21 protein-coding genes are annotated in these 20,788 nt (G+C 71.3%); 10 read left to right on the forward strand and 11 right to left on the reverse strand.

Features of this window, described 5'->3' with window-relative positions:
• Nucleotides 1–83: 83 nt before the first annotated feature.
• On the reverse strand, nucleotides 84–569 hold the full coding sequence (locus AC0665_RS35290; protein ID WP_478706631.1) for a nucleoside deaminase: 486 nt from the start codon (nucleotides 567–569) through the stop codon (nucleotides 84–86).
• Nucleotides 570–674: 105 nt separating this feature from the next.
• On the opposite strand from AC0665_RS35290, the gene AC0665_RS35295 reads away from it, so the two are divergent.
• On the forward strand, nucleotides 675–1,451 hold the full coding sequence (locus AC0665_RS35295; RefSeq protein WP_478610676.1) for a GNAT family N-acetyltransferase: 777 nt from the start codon (nucleotides 675–677) through the stop codon (nucleotides 1,449–1,451).
• Between the two features lie 55 nt (nucleotides 1,452–1,506).
• The gene (locus AC0665_RS35300; RefSeq protein WP_478706583.1) at nucleotides 1,507–2,427 is read left to right on the forward strand and encodes an NAD-dependent epimerase/dehydratase family protein; all 921 of its coding nucleotides are present in this window, start codon (nucleotides 1,507–1,509) and stop codon (nucleotides 2,425–2,427) included.
• 400 nt (nucleotides 2,428–2,827) lie between these two features.
• Here AC0665_RS35300 and AC0665_RS35305 read toward each other — a convergent pair whose 3' ends face one another.
• A complete protein-coding gene (locus tag AC0665_RS35305; protein WP_468639098.1) occupies nucleotides 2,828–3,268 on the reverse strand; it encodes an SPW repeat protein in 441 nt (146 codons plus the stop codon).
• Between the two features lie 227 nt (nucleotides 3,269–3,495).
• Here AC0665_RS35305 and AC0665_RS35310 point away from each other — a divergent pair, with 227 nt between their 5' ends.
• The 4 genes from AC0665_RS35310 to AC0665_RS35325 all read left to right on the forward strand — a co-directional run bounded on the left by AC0665_RS35310 (nucleotide 3,496) and on the right by AC0665_RS35325 (nucleotide 5,880).
• Nucleotides 3,496–3,672 carry a hypothetical protein gene (locus tag AC0665_RS35310; RefSeq protein WP_366053631.1) on the forward strand — a complete coding sequence of 59 codons (177 nt, stop codon included), beginning with the start codon at nucleotides 3,496–3,498 and terminating at the stop codon, nucleotides 3,670–3,672.
• Nucleotides 3,673–3,830: 158 nt separating this feature from the next.
• On the forward strand, nucleotides 3,831–3,914 hold the full coding sequence (locus AC0665_RS35315; protein WP_355806132.1) for a putative leader peptide: 84 nt from the start codon (nucleotides 3,831–3,833) through the stop codon (nucleotides 3,912–3,914).
• Between the two features lie 189 nt (nucleotides 3,915–4,103).
• Complete coding sequence (ssuE, locus tag AC0665_RS35320) at nucleotides 4,104–4,658, forward strand: NADPH-dependent FMN reductase (protein WP_366053630.1); 555 nt, start codon at nucleotides 4,104–4,106, stop codon at nucleotides 4,656–4,658.
• A 46-nt stretch (nucleotides 4,659–4,704) separates the two neighbouring features.
• Nucleotides 4,705–5,880, forward strand: a complete 1,176-nt coding sequence (locus tag AC0665_RS35325) for an LLM class flavin-dependent oxidoreductase (protein WP_478706584.1) — start codon at nucleotides 4,705–4,707, stop codon at nucleotides 5,878–5,880.
• A gap of 214 nt (nucleotides 5,881–6,094) precedes the next feature.
• On the opposite strand, the gene AC0665_RS35330 is transcribed toward AC0665_RS35325, so the two are convergent.
• From AC0665_RS35330 to AC0665_RS35350, 5 genes are all read right to left on the reverse strand, one after another.
• Nucleotides 6,095–6,934: an alpha/beta fold hydrolase gene (locus AC0665_RS35330; RefSeq protein WP_478706585.1), complete on the reverse strand. Its 840-nt coding sequence runs from the start codon at nucleotides 6,932–6,934 to the stop codon at nucleotides 6,095–6,097.
• A 200-nt stretch (nucleotides 6,935–7,134) separates the two neighbouring features.
• Complete coding sequence (locus tag AC0665_RS35335; protein WP_478706586.1) at nucleotides 7,135–8,280, reverse strand: serine hydrolase domain-containing protein; 1,146 nt, start codon at nucleotides 8,278–8,280, stop codon at nucleotides 7,135–7,137.
• 178 nt (nucleotides 8,281–8,458) lie between these two features.
• Complete coding sequence (locus AC0665_RS35340; RefSeq protein ID WP_478706587.1) at nucleotides 8,459–9,292, reverse strand: alpha/beta fold hydrolase; 834 nt, start codon at nucleotides 9,290–9,292, stop codon at nucleotides 8,459–8,461.
• 129 nt (nucleotides 9,293–9,421) lie between these two features.
• Nucleotides 9,422–12,172 (reverse strand): ATP-binding protein, encoded by a 2,751-nt coding sequence (locus tag AC0665_RS35345; RefSeq protein ID WP_478706588.1) that lies wholly within the window; start codon nucleotides 12,170–12,172, stop codon nucleotides 9,422–9,424.
• Between the two features lie 250 nt (nucleotides 12,173–12,422).
• On the reverse strand, nucleotides 12,423–13,472 hold the full coding sequence (locus AC0665_RS35350) for an acyl-CoA dehydrogenase family protein (RefSeq protein ID WP_478706589.1): 1,050 nt from the start codon (nucleotides 13,470–13,472) through the stop codon (nucleotides 12,423–12,425).
• A gap of 315 nt (nucleotides 13,473–13,787) precedes the next feature.
• On the opposite strand from AC0665_RS35350, the gene AC0665_RS35355 reads away from it, so the two are divergent.
• Nucleotides 13,788–14,621: a PIG-L family deacetylase gene (locus AC0665_RS35355; protein WP_478610662.1), complete on the forward strand. Its 834-nt coding sequence runs from the start codon at nucleotides 13,788–13,790 to the stop codon at nucleotides 14,619–14,621.
• Nucleotides 14,622–14,686: 65 nt separating this feature from the next.
• Here AC0665_RS35355 and AC0665_RS35360 read toward each other — a convergent pair whose 3' ends face one another.
• The 4 genes from AC0665_RS35360 to AC0665_RS35375 all read right to left on the reverse strand — a co-directional run bounded on the left by AC0665_RS35360 (nucleotide 14,687) and on the right by AC0665_RS35375 (nucleotide 17,625).
• Nucleotides 14,687–15,511, reverse strand: coding sequence for a matrixin family metalloprotease (locus AC0665_RS35360; protein ID WP_478706590.1), 825 nt, complete (start codon nucleotides 15,509–15,511; stop codon nucleotides 14,687–14,689).
• Nucleotides 15,501–15,761: a hypothetical protein gene (locus tag AC0665_RS35365; RefSeq protein WP_468406147.1), complete on the reverse strand. Its 261-nt coding sequence runs from the start codon at nucleotides 15,759–15,761 to the stop codon at nucleotides 15,501–15,503. Before AC0665_RS35365 ends, AC0665_RS35360 begins: the two co-directional genes overlap by 11 nt.
• 36 nt (nucleotides 15,762–15,797) lie before the next feature.
• Nucleotides 15,798–16,145, reverse strand: a complete 348-nt coding sequence (locus AC0665_RS35370; RefSeq protein ID WP_478706591.1) for a hypothetical protein — start codon at nucleotides 16,143–16,145, stop codon at nucleotides 15,798–15,800.
• Nucleotides 16,146–16,500: 355 nt separating this feature from the next.
• A complete protein-coding gene (locus AC0665_RS35375; protein ID WP_478706592.1) occupies nucleotides 16,501–17,625 on the reverse strand; it encodes a substrate-binding domain-containing protein in 1,125 nt (374 codons plus the stop codon).
• A gap of 81 nt (nucleotides 17,626–17,706) precedes the next feature.
• Here AC0665_RS35375 and AC0665_RS35380 point away from each other — a divergent pair, with 81 nt between their 5' ends.
• The 3 genes from AC0665_RS35380 (at nucleotide 17,707) to AC0665_RS35390 (ending at nucleotide 20,749) form a co-directional block, all read left to right on the forward strand.
• Entirely contained in the window at nucleotides 17,707–18,147 is a 441-nt protein-coding gene (locus AC0665_RS35380) for a MarR family winged helix-turn-helix transcriptional regulator (RefSeq protein ID WP_478706593.1), read from the forward strand.
• A gap of 273 nt (nucleotides 18,148–18,420) precedes the next feature.
• The gene (locus AC0665_RS35385; RefSeq protein ID WP_468406153.1) at nucleotides 18,421–19,311 is read left to right on the forward strand and encodes a glycoside hydrolase family 19 protein; all 891 of its coding nucleotides are present in this window, start codon (nucleotides 18,421–18,423) and stop codon (nucleotides 19,309–19,311) included.
• A 70-nt stretch (nucleotides 19,312–19,381) separates the two neighbouring features.
• Nucleotides 19,382–20,749, forward strand: a complete 1,368-nt coding sequence (locus AC0665_RS35390; protein WP_478706594.1) for a phosphoinositide-specific phospholipase C-related protein — start codon at nucleotides 19,382–19,384, stop codon at nucleotides 20,747–20,749.
• Nucleotides 20,750–20,788: the final 39 nt, after the last annotated feature.

Consider the following 20,788-nt stretch of genomic DNA (forward strand, 5'->3'; position numbering starts at 1 on the left):
TGCCTCCGATCGTAGGTTCACCCGACCGGCCCCGCATCTCGGCGGGTGCCCGGCCGTGGGGACCCGCTGCCGCCGCGCGTCGCTCAGTCGCGTCCGCGGTGGAACCTGAGATGCAACCGCCGCACCTCGTCCGTCAGTTCGGGGACCGGGCCGTCCACGACTACGCCGGGTGCGATCTCGCGCACGGGCAGTGCCCGGACCGGTGGCGCCGGGACGCCCAACTCGGCGCGCCAGGAGGCGAGTTGCTCGGACGAGGCGACGTACACGATGCGCCCGAGGCCGACCCAGGCGTGCGCGGCCGCGCACATCGGGCAGTGCTCGCCGGACGTGTAGACCGTGGCGTCCGCCCGCTCGCGCGGGGTGAGATGTGCGGCCGACCAGCGTGCCAGCTCGAACTCGGGGTGCCGGGTGCGGTCGCCCGAGGCCACCCGGTTGTGATCCTCGCCGAGGACGGTGTCGTCCCCGCCGACCAGGACCGAACCGAACGGCTCGTCCCCGGCCTCCAGGGCCTCGGCCGCGAGTTCCACACAGCGGCGCAGATGCGGCAGTTCCGTGTCCCGCACGACCATGGGCCCGGCCTTTCCCGCGACGACGTGATCCATACGACCTTATGGCGCCGGGGCGCAGGGGAAAACCCGTTGCCGACCGGTCCGGGCGGCTGCTGAGGTGTGCCCATGGATCATGCCGCGCTGCTCGCCCTGTTCGACCGTGACCTGCGTGAGGGAGCGCGGCCGGACGGTCCCGACGCCCGTGTCGAGCGGATCGGCGGCGTCGTCCGTCAGGTCGCCTCCGCGCGGGGCTGGAACGGCGTCGTCTGGTCCGCGCTCGACGAGGGTGAGGCGGACGCGGCCATCGCCGGGCAGATCGACCACTACACCGGACTCGGCCTGGACTTCGAGTGGAAGCTGTACGGGCACGACCGGCCGGCGGACCTCGGAAGGCGGCTGCGCGCGGCCGGGTTCACGCCCGAGGCCGAGGAGACGCTCATGATCGGCGACGTGGGCGAACTGGTCCTCGACGCCGCACCGCCCGACGGGGTGCGCGTCGTGCCGGTCACCGACCCGGCGGGCGTCGGCCTCGTGGCCGACGTGCACGAGCAGGCGTTCGGCGCGGACAGCACCCACCTGCGCCACCAGCTCCTCGCCCGCCTCTCGTCCGACCCCGACACCGTCGTCGCCGTCGTGGCGATGGCCGGGGACGAGCCGGTCAGCGCGGCCCGGATGGAACTGGTGCCCGGCACCTCCTTCGCCGGTCTGTGGGGCGGCGGCACCGTGCGGGGCTGGCGGGGGCGAGGCATCTACCGCACCCTGGTGGCCCACCGTGCCCACGCAGCCGCGAGCCGCGGCTACCGCTACCTCCAGGTCGACGCCTCCGACGACAGCCGCCCGATCCTGGAACGGCTGGGCTTCGTGCCGCTGACGACCACCACGCCGTACGTGTACACGGCGTAGGCGAGCCGGGGGACGCGGATGTCACATCCGCGTCCCCCTGGTCCGTCGCAGTGGCATGACGAAGAACGACACGAACCAGAGCATCCTCCTCGCCGGTGCGAGCGGCGTCCTCGGCGGGCACATCGCCCGCGCCCTGACCGAGGCGGGCCACAAGGTCACCGGCCTCGGCCGCAGCCGCGGCAACGGCATCCGCGCCGACCTCATGGACCGCGACGCGCTGCTGCGCGCCGTCGACGGGCACCACTTCGACACCGTCATCCATGCCGCGACCGCCCTGCGCAAGCCCCCGATGCGCCACCGGGACATGGACGCCACCGACGCCCTGCGCACCCGCGGCACGGCCCACCTGGCCGAAGCGGCCCGCATCACCGGCGCCCGGCGCTTCATCGTGGAGTCGATGGCCTTCGGGTACGGCTACGGCGATCACGGCGACCGCCCGCTCACCGAGGACGACCCCTTCGGCCCGCCCGGCCGGACACGGCAGATGGAGCGGCACATCGCCGCCATGCGGACCAAGGAGCGGCTCGCCTTCGAAGCGGAGGTGGGCATCGCACTCCGCTTCGGCCTCTTCTACGGCCCCGGCGGCACCGACGCACTGCTGCCGCTGCTGCGCCGGCGGCGACTGCCCGTGCCCGCCGACCGGGACCGGGTGCTGCCGTGGGTGGAGCTGGGCGACGCGGCCAGGGCGGTGGTCGCCGCCGTGGAGCACGGCCGGCCGGGCCAGGCCTACAACATCGCGGACGACACGCCGATGGGCTTCCGGGCCCACACCGAGGCCGTCGCCCGGACCTTCGGACTGCCGCAGCCGATGACCGTCCCGCTGTGGCTGATGAGGCCCATGACGTACGCCCACGCCATGATGTCGTCGCGGCTGCGCCTGTCCCGCGCCAAGGCGGAACGCGAACTGGGCTGGACGCCGCTGCACGCGTCGAGCGGTGAAGGACTCGCCGCAATGCGGGCCGCAAGTCGTCCCTGAGGCCCCGGCACAGCCGTGCCCGGCGGCGGCCAGGCCCACGCACGCGCGCCGGCCCGGCTCCTCGACCCGAGGTGTCGTCGGGTTGCTGCCGCCGAGGCCGGCCGGCTGTCCAGACTCCGTCCGGCCTCGGCGGCAGGCGTCTCGGCGCGCCGGTGGGAGTCGCGCGGGCCGGCCGCTGCCGGGGCGGGTGGGACGCCCGGCGGCCGAGGTCCGTCCGCCGCCCACCGCGTCGCGCCCGCGAGGGCGGGGCCGTCTCATGGCGGCCTGCGGCGAGGACGGTGTGAACGGGCCGGCCCGGAGTGCGGACCGGCCTTCGGCTTCCCTCTGGGCGAGCGGGCTCGGCGCCGGGGGGGGGGAGAGAGAGAGGCAGCGGCGCCGCTCGGCGGTCTTCCGGTGGGCGCTACGGCCTGGGCGAGGCCTTCGCCGCCGTTCCGGCGCAGACCAGGCCCAGGACCACGGCCAGTGCGCCGATGATGATGTTGTTCCACACGACACCGGCGTCCGGGCTGTCGCCGACGATCCACGGCGAGACGATCATCCACACTCCGAGGGCGCACATGGCCCAGCTCAGGCCGTACATGCGCTCCGGGGCGCGAGTGAACCCGAGCGCCAGCAGGCCGATCGCGATGCCCATGATCAGGTTGTGGGTCACGAGCGGAGGCTGGCTGGTCGTGTAGTGGACTATCCACGGCGAGGCGGCGCAGTACAGACCGAGCAGGAACACCGGTCCGTCCACGAGCGCCACATCGCGGCCACCGAGCACACGGGCGTACCGGTCCCGCATCTCGGAGGCATCGGGGTGGCTGGTCATATCACCCCTGGTGGGCGAGACGTTGGCCATGACTCGTCTCCTTCATGGTGCAGGGCGACCGCGTCGGGTGGGGAATGCGGTAAGCGCCACGTAAGCATCATTCTGCTCTTATTTTTCCTTTATGTGTAGAGCTCGTACGAGGACGGGGCGTACTCGGCGGTACATGTACCGGCGGATCGGGGGCAACCGGATGTGTACGACAGCGACCGATCGACGTCGTCCGGACGGGCGGCGCGGGACAGGGGAGGGCAGCGGACGTGACTGTGGCCATCAGTGCGAAGGTGTTGGAGCGGTTCCCGGCGGGATCCCCGCGAGGATCCTGGCCCGCCGAGGAGTACGCGGCGCGCCGCCGCGCCGAGGGCGAACCCGCCACCGTCGTGATGGATCTGGAGTCGGACGCCTTCCTCGTGGTGGTCCCGTCGGACGACGACTGATCTCCGGCACCGTCCGCGCAGCGCGCTCCTCCGGTCGTGCCCGACCGCGGGGAGCGCGTCTTTTCCGGGGGCACCCCCGGTGAACTGGCCGGTCCGGGATCCGAGATGAGCCACCAATTCCTTGACGGCCGTCGCCACCCGCTGCCACGATCCATGGCATGACCACGCGACTGGACCTCACGCGGCGACGCCACGTCGACCTCGCACGCGTCTCCAGCGCTTCCTGTCGCGCCGCAGCCTGAGTCTCCCGGCTCGCCGCCTTTTCCCACCGCCGTATCCACCGTCGGCCGACCGCTGTCGCGCCGACGGGACTCCGTGCGCGGCGGCTTTCCCTCACGCCTGAATTCGGCGCTCCAACACGCCATCCACCAGCGGCTTCTCCGAATTCGGCGGTGCCCGCGCAGTCGCGCCTCCTCCCGAAAAGAGACCCCATGGCCACCGTCCTGTCCGTCTCCGGCAGCCCCTCCGCCTCCTCCCGCACCAGCCGACTGCTGCGCCACCTGGACGCGCGGCTGGCGGCTCAGGGGCACGACGTGATCCCGCTCGACGTCCGCACGATCCCCGCCGAGGCCCTGCTCGGCGCCGACTTCCGCCATCCCGCGATCATCGAGGCCACCGAACTGTTCGCACGGGCCGACGGAGTCGTCGTCGGCACCCCCGTGTACAAGGCGTCCTACTCCGGTGTCCTCAAGGCCCTGCTGGATCTGCTGCCGCAATACGCGCTGGCCGGAAAGACCGTCCTGCCGCTCGCCACCGGCGGCAGCGTCGCGCACGTCCTGGCCATCGACTACGCCCTGCGCCCGGTGCTCAACTCCATGGGCGCGGCCCACATCGTGCAGGGCTGGTTCACCCTCGACAAGGACCTCGCCGTGCAGGAGGACGGATCCCTGGCCGTCGCGCCGGCCGCCACCGAGGCGCTCGGCCAGGTGGTCGACCAGTTCTCGGCGGCGCTCGGCCGCACCCCGCTGCTGGCCGTGGCGGGCTGACCCCGCCCTCGCCGCGCCGCCGCTCACTCCCCGATCGGAGACCCCCGTGTCCCTCACCTTCCACTGGTTCCTGCCCACCAACGGCGACAGCCGCCATGTCGTCGGCGGCGGCCACGGCACCCCGGCCACCGCGTCCGGGCGGGACCGGCCACCGACCGTCGCCTACCTCGGCCAGATCGCCCGGGCCGCCGAGGAGTTGGGCTTCGAGGGCGCCCTCACGCCCACCGGAGCCTGGTGCGAGGACGCGTGGCTCACCACCGCGATGGTCGCCCAGCACACCGAGCGCCTGAAGTTCCTCGTCGCCTTCCGGCCGGGGCTGATCTCGCCCACGCTCGCCGCGCAGATGGCCGCCACCTTCCAGCGGCAGACCGGCGGACGGCTGCTGCTCAACGTCGTCACCGGCGGCGAGGACCAGGAGCAACGCGCTTTCGGTGACTTCCTCGACAAGGACGCACGCTACCGCCGCACCGGTGAATTCCTGCACGTCGTAAAGGAGTTGTGGGACGGCAGGACCGTGGACCTGCATGGCGAGCACGTCCGGGTGGAGAGCGCGGCCCTGGCCAGGGTGCCCGACCCCGTGCCCGAGGTGTACTTCGGCGGTTCCTCGCCCATCGCCGGGGAGATCGCCGCCCGGCACGCCGACGTCTACCTCACCTGGGGCGAGCCGCCCGCCCAGGTCGCCGAGAAGATCGCCCGCCTCCGGTCCCTGGCCGCCGCACAGGGCCGCACCCTGCGCTTCGGCATCCGGCTGCACGTCATCACCCGCGACACCGCCGAGCAGGCCTGGGCCGAGGCGAACCGGCTGCTCGACGGCTTCGACCCGGAGACGGTGGCCTCGGTGCAGGCCGGGCTCGCCCGCAGCGAGTCCGAGGGGCAGCGGCGCATGCTGGCCCTGCACGGCGGCCGCCGCGACCGGCTGGAGATCCACCCCAACCTGTGGGCCGGCATCGGCCTGGTGCGCGGCGGGGCGGGCACCGCCCTCGTCGGCAGCCACGACGAGGTGGCCGAACGGATCCGGGAGTACCACGCCCTGGGCATCGACGAGTTCATCCTCTCCGGCTATCCGCACCTGGAGGAGGCGTACTGGTTCGGCGAGGGCGTCCTGCCGCGCCTCGCCGCGCGAGGACTGTGGCGGCACCCCGCGCGCGAGGAGACCGCGTCCGCGCCCCCCGCCCCGTTCCTGCCGGTCGCGAGCCGGCGCCCGGCCGTCCTCGCCCAATGATCAACCGTGGACGGGGACTTCTCCCGGACGGGCACGGCGTCGGATACGGACTCGGAGGGGAGTTCGCGGCGTTGTCCTGCGGCGTGAAGGTGGTGGGCAGGAGCGGCCGTACCAAGGGCTCCGAGATCGCCGGCGGTATCCACAGATCGGGGCTGGGACAGCGAGGACGTGGCGACCAGGTGGACTCGGCCGTGGTCGAAGGCGGGGCCCTCGGTCATCGGACCGTGCGGGCCGCCTGCTCGACGATGCGGGTGACGGACTCGGGGCGGGATACGGACACCGCGTGTGACGCGTCGACGGTCGTCGTGCGGGCATCGGCGCGGGCTGACATGAAGCGCTGGGCAGCCACTGGGATGTTGCGGTCCTCCGTGGTCACCAGCGACCAGGAGGGGATCGTCTTCCAGGCGGCCTGGGTGGACTTCTCCTCCAGGGCGGCGGCAGCGATCGGACGCTGTCCTGCAGCCATGAGCCTGGCCTTGTCTTTCGGCACGTCCGCGGCGAACTGGCTGCGGAACTTCTCCGGCTTGATGTACACGTCCGCGCCCTGATCACCGCCGGGCAGGGCGTAGTTGACGGACTCGACGGCTTGGCCGAGGGTGCTGCCGGGGAACTTGTCCGTCAGTTCGATCGAGCTCTCGCCCTCGTCCGGCAGGAACGCCGCGATGTAGACCAGTGCCTTCACTTTGCCCTCGAGACCCGCGGCCGCCTGGCTGATGACGGTGCCGCCGTAGGAGTGACCGACCAAGACCACGGGCCCGTCGATGTGGTCGAGGACGCTGCGCAGGTAAGCGGCATCGGTCGCCGGACCACGCAGCGGGTTGGCGGCGGACACCACCGGGTAGCCCGCACGCTGCAGCCGGGCGACGACACCGTCCCAGCTCGCGGCGTCGGCGAACGCTCCGTGTTCCAGCACGATCGTCGGACGTACGGGGTGGCGGGGCGCAGCGTCGGCCGCAGGGGGCAGGGTGACGGCGGCGACGGACAGTCCGACGGCCGTGGTGACACCGAGCAGCGCGGATCTGCTGCCCGGACGGACGAGGCGGGTGTTGCGCATGTCTGAAATCCCTTTTGTTCGATGGATGGTGCTCGACGGACCGAAAGGCGATGCGGCCGGGTCCATCGAGAAACGGGGCACGGGCCTCGCCGGTACCTGGTTGACGTGCGTCCGTCTGCGCCACGTGAGCAGCGCGGATCGGAGCGCTGGTGGGCGGCAGCCGACAACGGCCCGAGAAGCGGCTGCCGGGCTGCGACCCCTCAGCCGGTACGCTCCAGGACTTCGTAGACATGCCTGAGATAGCTGTGCGTGCGCTCCGAGCCGAGGATCCCGTCGCCCACCCGGTTCATCGTGTACGAGAACGTGACGCGCCGGTCGAGGTCCATCATGACGATCGAACCGCCCCGACCGACCCAGAAGCAGATCCTCCCGGTGGGCATGTGCGGCATCGTCCTCGGATCGGCGAGTGCGTAGCCCACGCCCCAGCGGACGGGAACGCCCAGGAACAGGTCGACTCCGTCGGCCTGTACGTCGAACACCTTGTCCACCGTCTCCTCGGAGAGAAGCCGGCGGCCGTTGACCTGGCCGCGCCGCGAGATGACGGAGAGCGCTCGGGCCAGGCCACGTGCGTTGCCGTGTCCGTTGACGGCTCCGAGTTCGGCGGAGCGCCACTGCGGGGTGTCGACGTGCTCGTCACGTGCGGGGCTTCCGAGCAGCGTCCTGGTGAAGATCCCCTCGGGATCAAGACCTGTGGGTATACCGCCCAGCTGGGAGGGGGCCACCAAATGGGCGACACGCGGCCAGTCGGCCCGTCGCGCGCCGATCTGGACATCGGCTCGTGCCGGTTCGGCGATCTCGGTGGCGACGAACTCCGTCAGGGTACGACCACTGGCCCGCCGGACAAGCTCTCCCACCAATTGCCCTTGGGTCTGCACGTGGTAGCCCGAAGCGGAGCCCGGCTCCCACCAGGGTGCCTGCGCGGCCAGCCGGGCACTCGCGGCAGGCCGATCGTAGAGATCCTCCATGCGGAAGGGCTGCTCCCAGCCGGAGAGTCCCGAGGTGTGCGCCAGGACGTGACGCACCTCGATGTGCTCCTTTCCCTGGGCGGCGAACTCGGGCCAGTAGTGCGCGACCGGGCGGTGCAGATCCAGCGCGCCCCGGTCGACGAGGATGAGAGCCGCGAGATTGGTGAGGGTTTTCGTGGTGGACCACATACTCACCAACGTGTCCCGGTGCCACGGAACGGTCCGTGCTTCGTCCGCGTATCCACCCCACAGATCGACTTCCATGACCCCGTCCACATCGACGGCGATCGACGCCCCCAACTCCTCGCCGGCTTCGAGATGCGCCCCCAGCAGCGCTCGTACCGGTTCGAATCGGTCTGTGCTCGTTCCCTCGACACCCATGCTCTTCTCCACTTCGGACGACAACTGTGAGGCTCTGGCCCCCTGATCAGGCCCGGTTCTCCGCCTGGAACATCCAGCTCTGCCTCTCGAGATCGGCCGTCAGTCCGACCGAGCGGAAGCGCGGGCCGTACACACAACCGGCACAGGAGCGCGGTCCTTCGGTGACAGCCGCCGGCTCTCAGGCGGCGATGAAGTCGAGCAGGGCGGCGTTGACCTCGGCCGCGTGGGTGAGCAGCAGCCCGTGCGGAGCGCCGTCGATCTCGACGTACCGCGCGTCGGGCAGGCGGCGGCGGAACTCGCGGGCCGTGGCGTCGATCGGCAGGATGCGGTCGGCGGTCCCGTGCAGGATCAGCGACGGCACGTCGATGCGCTCCACGTCGGCCCGGAAGTCCGTCAGCCACGCCGGGACGCACGCGTACGCCGCCACGGGCGCCGAGTCGATGGCGGTGGCCCAGTTCGCCCGCAGCGCGGCCTCGCTGAGCCGCGACCCGAGCGTCTCGTCGGTGTTGAAGAAGTCGACGAAGAAGCTCTCGTACCAGGCGTAGCGGTCGGCCTCCGCGTGCTTCGCGATGCCGTCGAAGACGCTCTGCGGCACACCGGTGGGGTTGTCCGGTGTCTGCAACAGGAACGGCTGGAGCGAACCGAGGAACGCCGCCTTCGCCACCCGCTCCGAGCCGTGGACGCCGAGGTAGCGGGCGACCTCGCCCGAGCCCATCGAGAACCCGACGAGAACCACGTCACGCAGGTCCAGCTGCGTCAGCACGGTGTCCAGATCGGCGGCGAAGGTGTCGTAGTCGTAGCCCGTCATGGTCTTGCTCGACCGGCCGAAGCCACGGCGGTCATAGGTGATGACGCGGTAGCCGGCCTTGACCAGCGCATCGGTCTGCTTCTCCCACGACTGCCCGTCCAGCGGGTAACCGTGGATCAGGACGACCGGCTGCCCCGACCCGTGGTCCTCGTAGTAGAGATCGATGCCGGTCGAGCCCTCGGTGCCGACGGTGATGGTTCCCATGGTGTGCCTTCCCGCCCGTCCGCCGTGTGCGCACCGGGCATGGCACAAACCTAGGAATCAAGCAGGTCGGACCGCGTCCGTCGGACTACGGCTTCGACGTACGTCATTGTGCTGCGTCTTCCGGGTACGTCATGACGCCGCGCCTTCGGGGTGCCTCGTCGTGCCGCCGAGCACCGCGGCGAGTTCGCCGCGGGACGTGACCCCCAGTTTGGGGAACATCCGCTGGAGATGGGTGCTCACCGTCCGGGGCGATACGTACAACCGCTCGCCGATCTCCCGGTTCGTCAGACCCTGCGCGGCGAGCTGGGCGACATGCAGCTCGGTCGAGGTCAGCCGGTCGACCGCGGCCGGATCCTGGCGCGGGGACGACGCGCCCGCGGCGCGCAGCTCCTGCCGTGCCCGCTCCGCCCACGCCGACGCGCCGAGGGCGTCGAAGATCTCGCGTGCGGCCTGCAGGGCGACGCGGGACTCCGCGGGCCGCCGGTGACGCCGCAGCCACTCGCCCAGGGCGAGGCGCGCCCGCGCCCCCTCGAACGGCCAGTCCGTGGGGACGGCGTCGAGGGCCGCCCTGTACAGCGGCTCGGCGGCATCCTGCGGGCTCAGCAGGGCCCGGCCCAGTCGCAACCCGCAGAGCAGGGCGGGCGAAGACGTCGATTCCCCGAGCGGGGTCAGCTCCCGCACGATCTCGCGTGCCACCCCCGCGGATTCGCTGCGCACCGCCGCCTCGACCAGCTCCGCGACCGCGTAGAAGCGCAGCCAGGAGTGGAAGGCGGGGTCGGCCGGGTCGAAGACGCGGTGCAGGTGGCCGAACGCGTCGCCGTAGCGGCCCTGGCAGAGTGCCGCCTGCCCGCGGGCCATCTGCATGATGGCCAGCACCGGGCGCCCTCCGCTGGGAAGGGCCCCACGTTGGGCTTCCGCCGCCCATGCCTCTACCGCCGGGTCGCCGCTGACGGCGGCCAGCTGCGCGCGGATGGCATTCACCATCGCGTGCACAAGAGGCTGACCGGTCTCGCGGGCAAGCGACGCGGCCTCCTCCGCGGCGAGGGAACCGGCGCGCACGTCACCCAGCCGTGCGGCGCTCCCCGCCTGGACGCAGAGGGCGCGGGCCAGCATCGACAATCTGCCCTGCGCTCGCAGGGCGTCCAGCGACCTCGCCGTCAACCGGCTCGCCAGGGCGGGAGCGCCCACCGTCACGGCGGCGGCCCCCAGGAGCTGGTCCCCTTCCGCGTTCTCCGACGAGCGCTCCAGCTGACCCGCCAGGCCCTCCATGACCCCTTCCCCACGCTCGACCGGCGCCGAGTACGCCCGCAGAGCGACCAGGTCGGCGTTGTCGGCAGGCACGGGCATCCGGTCGGCAGCGGCGGCGACCCGCTCACGGGCGGCCGGGCCCGGCTCTCCCCAGAAGCACTGCAGGACCGCGCTCCACAGCATGCGCAATCCCAGGGTCGATTCGCCGCCGGCGGCGATCTCGACCGCCAGCTCGGCCAGCTCGGCGGTCGCGGCGCCCTCGCCCCGCGTCCCCTCGGCCAGAGCGATGCTGACCCAGGCCGCGCGGCCTTGGTCCCGGACCGAAAGGTCCAGTGAGCGCGCCTGGGTCAGCAGATGCGTCGCGACGTCTCCTTGGCCCGACTCCAGTGCGAGCTCCGCCGCCCGGAGCAGCCGGTCCGCCCGCGCGGAGGGGTCCTTCGTCAGCTCCGCCGCCCGCCTCAGCGCGGCAAGAGCTGCGGCGACACCGCCTCGCCGCAGGGCTCTGCCGGCAGTGGAGTCCAGATCCCGTGCCACTTGTTCGTCGAGACCGGCGGTGGCGGCGGCACGGTGCCATGCCTGCCGATCGGGCTGCCCCTGGAGCGCGGCGGCCAGCGCGGCGTGCGCGGCCTGGCGTTCCGCGGCGGTGGCGGCGTGGTGCATCGCCGAGCGGATGAGGGGGTGCCTGAAGGCCGGCCCCTGGGCCTCCACCAGGCCCGCGTCGATCGCTGCCTCGAAAGCACCGACGTCGACCGCCGTCCCGAGCATCCGGGTCGCCGCGGCGAGGCATTCGTCCATCGTCCCGTCCCCGTTGAGGGCCGAGAGGAGCAGGACCGCGCGGGTGTCGGCCGGCAGGCGGGAGACCCGTGCCGTGAACGTCCGCTCCAGCCGCGCGGTCAGCGGCAGCGGACCCGGGTTGAGCGCGTACGCCCCGCCGACCGACTGCAGCGCGACCGGCAGCTCGGTCAGCGCCAGCGGGTTCCCGGCGGCCTCCTCCAACAGCCGCCGTCTGACCTGCTGTCCCAGTCCGGGGGCCACCGCGTCCAGCACCTCACCCGACACCTCGTCCGTCAGCGGGCCCAGGTGCAGCACAGGCAGCCCGGCACTGCTGAGGCGGTCGTCGAGGCGCCGGGTGACGGCGACCAGAACGAGGGGGTCGGACTCGATCCGCCGTGCCACGAACCCGAGCACATCGAGGCTGGCACGGTCCATCCAGTGGGCGTCCTCGACGACCACCAGCAGTGGCGCCTTCGCCGCCGCGTCCGTCAGCAGGGTCAGCGCGGCCAAGCCGACGAGGTACAGATCGGGCACGGCCTCGTCGACGAGCCCGACGGCCGCGAGCAGCGCGGTGCGCTGACGTCCCGGCAAGTCGTCGATCCCGTCCCGCAGTTGGTGAACCAGCTGGTGCAGGCCGGCACAGGGCAGGTCTTCCTCCGACTGGACCCCCACAGCGGTGATCACACGGGTCCCGCCGCGTGCTGCCGCATCCGCGGCCTCCGCGACCAGCGCCGACTTACCGATCCCGGGCGCGCCGGTGATCACCGTCGCGCCGCCCGAACCGGCGGCCCCCTGCTCGACCAGGGCAGCCAGCGTGCGACGCTCCGTATCGCGACCCAGTAGCGCCCGCCGACGCATGCCGCACCCCCGTTTCTCCGTGCCTCCCCAGCACCCGACGGCTCCGCGTCCTCGCGGAACCAGGCGACCCGGCGGCGTTTCCGCTGGTGGGTGACCTGGAAGCCTGGCCTGGATGCCGTTCAAGCAATGGTATGCATGCTGCCGAGCGGGAACGACCGCTGTCCGCATCCGCGAAACCGAGCCGCCGCCGGGATCACGGCGGGGCCGATCGGCCTTCAGGCCTCGCCGAAAGACCCGGGACCACGATCGGTTAGCCGGACGCCATGGAGCCGAGGTGCGTCCGGCGTGCCTCGGCCGTCTGGCCCTGCACCAGCAGGAACATCCCCTCCCGCGCCAGCCGCTGCGCCCGGCTGCCCAGGTCCATGGACCGGCCGCCTCCGGCCACGATCGCCGCGGTCGTGGCCGAGCGCAGCAGGTCGTACGCACGCGTCTTCACGGCCAGCCGCTCCGGGACGCAGTCGTGCGTGGCGGGCCGGTCGGCCAGCGCGTAGGCCTCCCGGCGGACCTCGTCGAGACGGGCCCGCAGCGCCTCTGCCGTGTCCTGGCCCTCCGGGCTCCGCGCCACCAGCTCCAGCGCCGCGTACGCCACCCCGAACACCGCCGGACTGGCGTTCGCTGCCCGGGGCAGGTCGACCTGGGCGAACTCCTCCCGCGACGTGCGCAGCACGACGTCCTCCTCCGGAACCCACAGACCGTCCAGTTCCAGGGACACCGTGCGGGCGGCGGTCAGGGCGGCGAGCCGCATCGGCGCGGAGGGGGTCAGCCCCGGCTGCTCACGGGCCTCGGCGAACACGAAGACCACCTCGGCCGTGTCCGTCACCCCGGCCAGCAGCATCACGTCGTTCAGGCCCCAGCCCGTGTACCAGGGCACCGTGCCCTCGAACCGCCAGCCGCCCCGCTCGGGAACGGCCCGTACCGGTACCCGGGGGAAGGCGCGGACATGGGCGAAGGCGATCCCGGCCATCAGCTGACCGGTCGCCAGCGGGCGCAGCAGCCTCTCCCGGACGGGCGGGCCGTAGGTGGCGAGCAGCTTCACCGGGGTGTGGTGCTGTGTCTGCACGAACCATGTGGAGCAGCACGCACCGGCCAGGATCTCCGCCGTCTCCCGCGCCACGGCCACGGGCGCGTCCGCCCCGCCGTACTCCCGCGGCCCGGCCACCCCGAGCAGTCCGGCCCGTTTCACCGCCTCGACATGACTCGCGGGCACCCCCTCCTGGTCGACGCGCTCGGCCTGCGGGACGAGCAGGTCGTGCGCCAGTCGCTGTGCGCCGGTGACGAGGGGGTGGGGTGTGGTGGTCATGGGGTGAATTCTCGCGGTCGCGCGGCGCGGGGTGTTGATCCGGGGGCGTGTCGTCGGCGGGCTCCAATCAGCGCTGCTGCGGCCGGCCAGACGGCCCGCGACCTGACGGTGGTGCCGAGGTCGCCGGAAGACCCTGCGGCCGTGCGGGGAACAGCCGGACCGGTCGGCGCGGTTGCATGGACCGAGGGACCGGCGCCGCGCGGGCGGGGAAGCACGGAGACCGTGAGGTCGTCCGCCCCACCGGGAGCCGGGCTCCACGTGTGGTAACTCACCGAGCACGTTGATCACGACGTATGTCTGCGAGAGGACTGTTCCATGACTGACCGGCCTTTGACGCTCATGGCTGTGCACGCGCACCCCGATGACGAGGCCACCGGAACCGGGGGTGTCCTCGCGCGGTATGCGGCGGAAGGCATCCGCACGGTGCTGGTGACGTGTACCGACGGTGGTTGCGGTGATGGCCCGGGGGGTGTCAAGCCGGGGGATCCCGGGCACGATCCGGCGGCGGTCGCTTTGATGCGCCGGCAGGAACTCGAGGCGAGCTGTGATGTGCTGAAGGTCAGCGATCTTGAGATGCTGGACTATGCCGACTCCGGGATGGCGGGCTGGCCGAGCAACGACGCCCCCGGTTCCTTCTGGCAGACCCCCGTGCAGGAAGGCGCGGCCCGGCTCGCGGAACTCATGCGGCACTATCGGCCTGATGTGGTGGTCACTTATGACGAGAACGGCTTCTACGGCCACCCCGACCACATCCAGGCCCACCGCATCACGATGGCGGCGCTGGAGATGACGGACCTCACGCCGAAGGTGTACTGGACGACGATGCCCCGCTCGATGATGCGGCGGTTCGGCGAGATCATGCGCGAGTTCGGTGAGGACATGCCGGAGCCGGATCCTGCCGAGGCCGCCGCGCTGGCCGAGATCGGCCTCCCCGACGACGAGATCACCACGTGGGTGGACACCACCGCGTTCAGCGGTCAGAAGTTCGACGCGCTGGCCGCGCACGCCAGTCAGGGCGAGAACATCTTCTTCCTCAGGATGGGCAAGGAGAGGTTCGGCGAGCTGATGGGCATGGAGACCTTCGTACGGGTCCAGGACTCCACCGGCGCGGCCATACCCGAGAACGACCTCTTCGCCGGACTGCGCTGATCAGCCCGTCCCGCCGGCCGGGACACAGCTGACCGCGGCGCCGCGTGGCGCCGCGGCCAAGTCCGTCAGGCGGCGAGGAGGTTGAAACCGGACAGCGGAGGGCCGTAGACCTTCTGGGCGCCCACCCGGTCGAGTTCGGAGATGGCGAGCTCCCGCGATCCCAGCCCACCGCAGAAGTAGTGCATGACCGATTGCGGGTCGTACTGCGTCAAGTCCACCGTTCCCTCGGCGGATTCGTCGGGACACAGGGCGGGTGCGCCCGAGCGGATGTGCTCGTGCCGGAAGCCGATGGCATGGCCCAACTCGTGCCGCAGTACGCCCACGCGGTCGAAACTGGTGGTCTGGTACGACGGGTCGATGAAGACGCGCCTGCGGTTCTCCGGGTCGTTCGGGAAGAACGCCGCAGCGATGAACCGGCCCCCGGAGTCGAGGTGCCGTACCGGGAAGACGACTTCGGGCGGCCGCAGCGCATCACTGTCGTCGGCTGTTTCGACGTGCTCGAACTGCACACCGCAGGTCGCCGACCAGTCGTCGGTGGCGCGTCGCATGTTCTCGACGACCGACTCGTACCACTCCCGCTCCGGGAAGGTCTTGCGCAGGACGCAGTACTTCAGGATCGTGCCCGGTTCCCAGCGGAGGATCCTGCCGTCCTGCATGATGCCGAGCAGGCCGCTGCTCGGCTGTCCGAGCGGGCTGATGCCGCTGCCGATGGTGCCGACCCCGGTCTGTGCCAGCAGCCGGGCGGCCTCGCGCTGTGCCCGCAGTGCCTTCTGCGCCTCGATGTAGACATCGAGTTCGTCGGCGTCGAGCAGCAGGTCACCCTCTACCCGGTAGAACACCTGGCCGTCGATCTCGATCTCGGGCCGCCGTGCGTCGGAGCTAGCTGTCATTTTCCGCACCCTTTTCGAACAGTTGCGGCCGGAAAAGCCTTATCCATTCGACCATCATCTGGTCACGATCCATGAGCTGGTCGCCCCGGGCCACCCGGAACGACTCCGCGTCGACCTCGACGAGGGGGAAGCTGTCATTCCAGGCGATGAATTCCGGCGACGACGCGACGGAATCACGTAGCCCGGGAAACCGGTCCAGTATGCGGCTTTCCTGTGTCCGCTGTTCACTTGCGCCGTTCTCGTCGGGCACTGGTTCGCTCCGGAAGGTTCCGTGCTCGAAACGCGGTTACTGCCAGAGCACGCTGGCCCGGACCTTGATGTCGGAGTTCCACTGGATGGAGCCCACTATTTCCAGGATGCCGTCGTCGTGGGGGACGATGTTGGCGACGCTCATCGTTGCCAGCCCTCGGAACGGGACGTTGTTCCCGTCGACTTCGCAGAGCGACACGACCGCCCGGCTGTACGACTTGAGAGTGGGGCCGCAGACGAGCCGCCTCGCGAAGACGCCGTGCGCGGGGAAGAAGAATGTTGTGTAATCGACGATCTGCTGCTCTCCGCCGGCTTCGCCGTCGGGTTCCAGGAGCTCGTCCCGGACGTCGATCTCGACCTGCTCGGGGGATGCGTACGAAACCATGAGATGCCCGCTTTCCGATGGGCGCCAGCACTTCTTTCCCGTGCCTCCTGCCCGAGGCAGACGGGCGACCGCGCCAAGAAGTTGACGCCGGAACCAGGTGGGTTATACGAAAGGTGGAGGAAATTGGCACTTCCGCGAGTGCGGTCTGCTTTCAGATTACGCTCCGACCTGCAATCCTGCCAGCACGGAACCCTGCCGAACTCGCCCCGTCAACAGGGCGTCGAGCACGGGTTCTGCCGATATTTCGTCACACATTGAAATACCCGGCGGGGGAGTGGGGTGTCGTCGAGGGCATCGGCAAGAGCGGCGCCGGCGACGGTCGCAAGAGTCCTTGCCGTTTCGGGGTGCGGCCGGCCTACGACCTGTCGCCCCGGGGGCGCGCCTCCAGCTCCGTGAGCACGGCGAAGTCGAGCCCGTCGGCCCGCGCCAGGTAGATCCGCTGGCGCACATGGGCGTCACGCAGACGCAGCAGCCCGCGCGGACCCTCGTACGACACCGCTCCCGCCCCGGCCGCCGCGCCGATCGCCGAGACGTCCAGTGACCCGGCCCTCTTCAGCAGTGCGGCCAGCAGCAGCACACCCTCGTAGCAGGACTCGCCGAGGCTGCCGAGGGCGGGTGCCTGGACGCCGTAGCGGGCGGCGTACCGCCCGTGGAAGTCCAGGGTGTCGCGGTTGGCCAGCGAGGCGAAGAACCCGGCCGTGCTGTAGAGGTCCTCGGTGGCCTCCGGGCCGCTCGCCACCAGCATGTTCTCGTCCATCAGCGTGCTCAGCCGCAGACAGCGCGCGTGCAGGCCGTACGCCGCGAACGCACGGTTGAAGCGCACCGCGTCACTGCCGACGAGCAGCATCAGCACCGCGTCGGCGTCCGAGCGTTCGACGCGGCGCAGCACCGGCTCGACGTCGTGGGTGCCGAGCGGCAGATACGCCTCACCGGCGACGCAACCGCCGTGTTCCCGGGCGTAGCGGCGGGCCGAGCGGGCCGTGTGCCGCGGCCACACGTAGTCGTTGCCCACCACGAACCAGCGCCGCACCCCGCGCTCGCGTGCCAGCAGATCCATCGCCGGCCGGAGCTGGTCGCGTGGGGTCTCGCTCGTCAGGAACACCCCCGCCGTGTCCTCACCGCCCTCGTACAGCGCGGTGTACACGTACGGGACGCGGTGCGCGATCCGCGGTGCGAGCGCCCGCCGCACGGAGGAGATGTGCCAGCCCGTGACGCCTCGCACGGCGCCCAGGTCCACCAGCGCCTCGACCTCGTCGGCGACGTCGTGCGGCGCGCCCGAGCCGTCGACCGGCACCAGCCGCAGCTGTCTGCCGAGCACGCCCCCGTCCCGGTTCACCTCCTCCGCGGCCAGCCGGGCGCACAGCTCGCAGGTGGGCCCGAAGATGCCGGCCGGCCCCCGCAGCGGGAAGACGAGGGCCACACCGAGCACGGAGTCGTCGGCCGTGAACCACTCGGGCGCGGTGAGGTCGTGCCGGAACATGGCGTCATGATCCCGGCTTCATGGGACGAACTCCATTGTGTCTCCTACGATGGACACCCCTCGGCACCTAGGAGAACAGGGATGCCCAGCCCCACCCCGCCGCGTCGGCCCGACGACCTCGTGCAGTTGCTGACGCGGGCCGAACGTCTCGCGGCGCGCCGGTTGCAGAGGGTGCTGGAGGCGGAGGGCTGCTCGCTGGACGCGTGGCGGGTGCTCGCCTCGCTGTCGGACGGCGAGGGGCACCACATGACGGGGCTCGCGGAGGCCGCCTTCCTGCCGCCTCCGACGCTGACCAAGCTGGTCGACCAGCTCGTCGATCAGAACCTCGTGCACCGCAGGGTCGATCCGTTCGACCGACGCCGCATCCTCGCCCATCTCACCCCGCGCGGCCAGGCGTACTGGCAGCGCGTCGACCGCGCGGTCCGCGCCGACCGGCCCTCGCTCGGCGACGGCGACGACGACCTGCTGCGGTTCCTGCTCGACCGGCTGGCGGCGACGCTGGAGGACCCGGCGCACGTGTGAGCGCTGCACGAGGCGGGACGACTCGGCCGGGTCGCCGATCCGCGCCGAGCCGAGCGGGGATGACGGGTCGTCAACCAGCAGGGAAGCCGGCAGGTCCATACCTGACTGGTCTACACCCTTGACTGGTACAGACCAACGCGGTTGAGTGTGGCTCCACAGCCCCCCACCACGGCCGCCCCCACGCCGTGACCGGACCACCGGTGCGTGCGGTCAAGGGTCTGCTCCACCCTGCCCTTTCAGGGTGCGGCCGTGCTCCGCGAAGGAGTCGAACCCGTGTCGAGACGCCGTATCTCCGCAGTCCTGGCCACCCTCGCCCTTGCCGGCACCGCGCCGGTACTCCTGCCCGCCTCGAACGCCTCGGCCGCCGCCTGCTCCAGCTATCCGAACTGGACGGCCGGGAAGTCGTACGCCGCCGGCGACATCGTCCGCTACACCGACGGCAAGGCGTACATCGCCGAGCACGCCAACCCGGGCTACGACCCGGTCATCAGCACCTGGTACTGGGAGCCGTACGCCTGCGACAGCGGTCCGGGCACGCCCGACGCGCGCTTCGTCGTGAGCGAGGCGCAGTTCAACCAGATGTTCCCGAACCGGAATGCGTTCTACAGCTACAGCGGTCTCACCGCGGCCCTGAGCGCCTACCCCGGCTTCGCCAACACAGGCAGTGACACGGTGAAGAAGCAGGAGGCCGCCGCCTTCCTCGCCAACGTCAGCCACGAGACCGGCGGTCTCGTGCACGTGGTGGAGCAGAACACCGCCAACTACCCCCACTACTGCGACTGGAGCCGGCCCTACGGCTGTCCGGCCGGGCAGGCCGCCTACTACGGGCGCGGCCCGATCCAACTGAGCTGGAACTTCAACTACAAGGCCGCGGGCGACGCGCTCGGCATCGACCTGCTGAACAACCCCTGGCTGGTGCAGAACGACTCGGCCGTCGCCTGGAAGACGGCCCTGTGGTACTGGAACACCCAGACCGGCCCCGGCAGCATGACCCCGCACAACGCCATGGTGAACGGCGCCGGGTTCGGACAGACGATCCGCAGCATCAACGGCTCACTGGAGTGCGACGGCAAGAACCCGGCGCAGGTGCAGAGCCGTGTGAACAACTACCAGCGGTTCACGCAGATCCTCGGGACGTCACCCGGCGGCAACCTGTACTGCTGACGCGGGACCGTGCGGCGTGGTGTCATGCGGAATGTCATGAACCTGACCGGTTGACCGAAGGGCACCCCTCATGCGCCTACGCACCCCCCACGCCCTGCTCGCCACGGCCGCGGCGCTGGCCGCCGCGGTCGTGGCCCCCCAGCCCGCCGCCGCCGCGGTTCCGGCCCCGGGCGCGTACTACGTCCAGAGCGCCACGACCGGGCTCAACGCGGCCGACAACGGCGGCGCGGTCGAGCAGCACAGACCCCGCGGCAACGAGGACCGCCAGCAGTGGCAGTTGAAGCCGAGCGGGTCCTCCTACCTCTTGGAGAACACCGTCGCGCCCGGCAGCTGCCTCGGCCGCAGTGGCGACCAGGCCGCGACCGTCGCCTGCGCGAGTGCCGACGCCGGGTGGGAGATCAGCCCGATCGGCGCCGACCGCTACACCTTCAAGGCCCCGGGAACCACCCGCCACCTCACCGTCGCGCCCAAGCCGTCCGGCGCCACCTACCCCGCCCGGCTCGTCCTCGGCGCGTCCGGCGACCTCGCCGCCTGGTACCTCACCCCGGTCACGCCCGCCACCAGCCCCATGCCGCCGCAGGACCGGCGCACCCTGGACCAGGTCACATTCCTCACCACGCACAACGCCTACGCCAACGGCGTCGACGGCGGTTTCGCCCCGCCCTTCGTCAACCTCGTGCCCAACCAGACCCGCGGCATCGGACGCCAACTCGCCGATGGTGTCCGCGGCTTCATGCTGGACATCCACCAGACCCCCGACGGCGCCATCCTCTGCCACAACAGCTGCACCCTCGTCAGCAGGCCCGTCGCCCTGTGGGTGGACCTCCAGCGCATGGTCGACTTCCTGAAGGCCCACCCCGACCAGTTCGTCACCGTCTTCCTGGAGGACTACGTCGACCCGGCCGTCCTGCGCGCCGAACTCGCCCGCGTCAAAGGCCTGTCGGATGTCCTCTACCGGCCCGACCTCACGGGCGTCCGGCAGAGCGGCTGGCCGACGATGGCGGACCTGGCAGCCGCAGGCGACCGATTGCTGATCTTCACCGACCACAGCCGCTCCGCCGACCAGGCCGCGGGTCTGACGCGGGACAGCTTCGGCGTCATGTACCAGCCCGAGTGGACCGTCGAGAACTACTGGTCGATGGGCTCGGGCCTCGGCACCTCCGACTGGTCCTGCTACAGCCGCTGGTACGGCCCCGACACCAACATCCCGCTGACCCGCACCGAACCCGGCTTCCGCCCGCTCTTCGTCATGAACCACTTCCGCGACGTCCCGCTCACCGCCACGGCCGGCACGGACAACACCAAACTCGCCGACCGCGCCCAGAGATTCTGCCAGCCGGCCGCCCGCAAGAAGCCCACCTTCCTCGCCGTCGACCACTACGACCGCGGCGACCCGGCCTCCGCCGTCACCACACTGAACTCGTACACGTACCCGTAAAGCGTTTACACCCGCCCCGGCGCCGTGTGTGAGACTCCA

It is taken from the genome of Streptomyces sp. NPDC043685, from assembly GCF_056436585.1.

Excerpts from the sequence above, each read along its gene's own strand:
- AC0665_RS35390 (WP_478706594.1), top strand. The coding sequence starts at position 19,382 with ATGCGCCTACGCACCCCCCACGCCCTGCTCGCCACGGCCGCGGCGCTG.
- AC0665_RS35380 (WP_478706593.1), top strand. The coding sequence starts at position 17,707 with ATGCCCAGCCCCACCCCGCCGCGTCGGCCCGACGACCTCGTGCAGTTG.
- AC0665_RS35305 (WP_468639098.1), bottom strand. The coding sequence starts at position 3,268 with ATGGCCAACGTCTCGCCCACCAGGGGTGATATGACCAGCCACCCCGAT.
- AC0665_RS35340 (WP_478706587.1), bottom strand. The coding sequence starts at position 9,292 with ATGGGAACCATCACCGTCGGCACCGAGGGCTCGACCGGCATCGATCTC.
- AC0665_RS35350 (WP_478706589.1), bottom strand. The coding sequence starts at position 13,472 with ATGACCACCACACCCCACCCCCTCGTCACCGGCGCACAGCGACTGGCG.
- AC0665_RS35300 (WP_478706583.1), top strand. The coding sequence starts at position 1,507 with ATGACGAAGAACGACACGAACCAGAGCATCCTCCTCGCCGGTGCGAGC.
- AC0665_RS35330 (WP_478706585.1), bottom strand. The coding sequence starts at position 6,934 with ATGCGCAACACCCGCCTCGTCCGTCCGGGCAGCAGATCCGCGCTGCTC.
- AC0665_RS35335 (WP_478706586.1), bottom strand. The coding sequence starts at position 8,280 with ATGGGTGTCGAGGGAACGAGCACAGACCGATTCGAACCGGTACGAGCG.
- ssuE (WP_366053630.1), top strand. The coding sequence starts at position 4,104 with ATGGCCACCGTCCTGTCCGTCTCCGGCAGCCCCTCCGCCTCCTCCCGC.
- AC0665_RS35290 (WP_478706631.1), bottom strand. The coding sequence starts at position 569 with ATGGTCGTGCGGGACACGGAACTGCCGCATCTGCGCCGCTGTGTGGAA.
- AC0665_RS35355 (WP_478610662.1), top strand. The coding sequence starts at position 13,788 with ATGACTGACCGGCCTTTGACGCTCATGGCTGTGCACGCGCACCCCGAT.
- AC0665_RS35375 (WP_478706592.1), bottom strand. The coding sequence starts at position 17,625 with ATGTTCCGGCACGACCTCACCGCGCCCGAGTGGTTCACGGCCGACGAC.
- AC0665_RS35370 (WP_478706591.1), bottom strand. The coding sequence starts at position 16,145 with ATGGTTTCGTACGCATCCCCCGAGCAGGTCGAGATCGACGTCCGGGAC.
- AC0665_RS35295 (WP_478610676.1), top strand. The coding sequence starts at position 675 with ATGGATCATGCCGCGCTGCTCGCCCTGTTCGACCGTGACCTGCGTGAG.
- AC0665_RS35345 (WP_478706588.1), bottom strand. The coding sequence starts at position 12,172 with ATGCGTCGGCGGGCGCTACTGGGTCGCGATACGGAGCGTCGCACGCTG.
- AC0665_RS35315 (WP_355806132.1), top strand. The coding sequence starts at position 3,831 with ATGACCACGCGACTGGACCTCACGCGGCGACGCCACGTCGACCTCGCA.
- AC0665_RS35360 (WP_478706590.1), bottom strand. The coding sequence starts at position 15,511 with ATGACAGCTAGCTCCGACGCACGGCGGCCCGAGATCGAGATCGACGGC.